General features: G+C 57.6%; 2 protein-coding genes and 1 pseudogene. All 3 read left to right on the forward strand.

Translation table 11 applies throughout. The annotated features are described in order from the left end of the window. A partial coding sequence (locus tag NP596_RS21315; RefSeq protein WP_256617391.1) for a glycosyl hydrolase family 65 domain-containing protein occupies positions 1 to 332 on the forward strand: 332 nt, incomplete at its 5' end. Between the two features lie 380 nt (positions 333 to 712). Further along, positions 713 to 1,324 carry a TetR/AcrR family transcriptional regulator gene (locus tag NP596_RS21320; RefSeq protein WP_256617392.1) on the forward strand — a complete coding sequence of 204 codons (612 nt, stop codon included), beginning with the start codon at positions 713 to 715 and terminating at the stop codon, positions 1,322 to 1,324. 1 nt (position 1,325) lies between these two features. Then, a pseudogene (locus NP596_RS21325) lies at positions 1,326 to 1,529 on the forward strand (methyltransferase); the annotation flags it as partial.

Consider the following 1,529-nt stretch of genomic DNA (forward strand, 5'->3'; position numbering starts at 1 on the left):
CCCGCCGCGGCGGCTGGACCTGGTACACCGGCGCGGCCGGCTGGTTTTACCGCGCCGGGCTGGAATGGGTGTTAGGGTTGCAAGTCCGTGGCGATCGATTGATTTTTGAACCCTGCATTCCCGTAACCTGGCCCGGTTACAGTCTGACATATCGACACCACGATACCTGCTATGAAATCACGGTCGAAAACCCGAATGGGGCTACACGTGGCGTTGCCGGGCTGGAATTGGACGGCGAACGCCAGTCGGGCGGGAATGGCATTCAATTGAAAGATGACGGACAACCGCATCGGGTACGAGTTGTGATGGGAGAGGTAGGCGATAGATTTTAAAGCCGTGGTTTGGTGCGGGTGACGGTCTTCTCGTCAGATTTGTCACCGCAGGCGGGCAATGAAATTCCGATTCCCGAAAGCGACCGGTCCTCGCTGAGTTAAACCGACCCCAGAGCTGACAGATATGATTTAATTTGCTGTGACAGGAAAAGGCAAATAAGCTGTCATTCAAAATGTAGGTGCGATTAGCTTGCGTAATCGCACATTTTCAAAGCCAACATTCCTCCGAATACGCTATCGCTAATCGGAGCGGGCTAGGCTGATTGCTAAAGGATGCTGTTGCCGATCAATCAAACCCCGCATCTTGATTGGCGAAAACGCTAGGGTCCCGGCACCGCCGGTGCTAACCTGCCGCCATCTTGGCTTGCAGGAGTTTTACGATGAACGATATTAGCGACCCGGTTTACGCGCGGCTGCTCAAGGCGGCGCTGGAATGTTTCCTCGCCGACGAATATCACAAGGTTACCACCCGCGCTATCGCCGACAAAGCGGGCGCCAATATCTCGATGATCCGCTATTACTTCGGCAACAAGGAAGGTTTATATGAGGAGATGATCCGCGAGACGCTTAAGCCTATCCTGGACATACTCGACAGCAATATGATGTCCGAGGTAGGCGGCCTCGCCGAATACCTGCGCTTGTATTACGACACCATGCGCCGGCATCCCGAGTTTCCCAAGCTCATTCTCAAAGTGCTCGCGCTCAACCACGGGCCGGGCCGACGTTTCATCCTGCAATTGCTGGAGCGCGGCCGCACCGGCGGCGCGCGGCGGTTGGAACAGCTCAAGGCAAGCGGGCAGGTCGATTGCGCGCTCAACCCCGACGTGGCGCGTATGGCCTTCGTCAGCCTTGCCATGATGCCGATGCTGCTAAAAGATATTTTCGAGGAACAAATGGGCGGGCATATGGACGAGGCCTTCCTCGACGAACTCGCCGCGCTCAACGGCAAACTGTTGGCGGCGGGCATGGCCATCGCGCAACCGGGAGCATGACATGACATTGCAAAAGAACGCCGGCGCGGTGCGCCGCTTCGCCAAACTCGCAAGGTTCGGCTTCTGGCTGCAAAACCTACCCAACAAACTCGTACCGGCGCCGTTCCGCCTGATCCAGATCGGTTCGGCCTTTTGGCAATCGCGGGCGCTGTATGTCGCCGCGCGGCTGGACATCGCCGGCGCGCTGGCCGATGGCGAAGCTAGC

Origin of the sequence: Methylomonas rivi (assembly GCF_024505165.1) — a bacterium.
Lineage (GTDB): Bacteria > Pseudomonadota > Gammaproteobacteria > Methylococcales > Methylomonadaceae > Methylomonas > Methylomonas rivi.

Coding starts and splice junctions, on each gene's coding strand:
- NP596_RS21320 (WP_256617392.1), top strand. CDS start 713: ATGAACGATATTAGCGACCCGGTTTACGCGCGGCTGCTCAAGGCGGCG.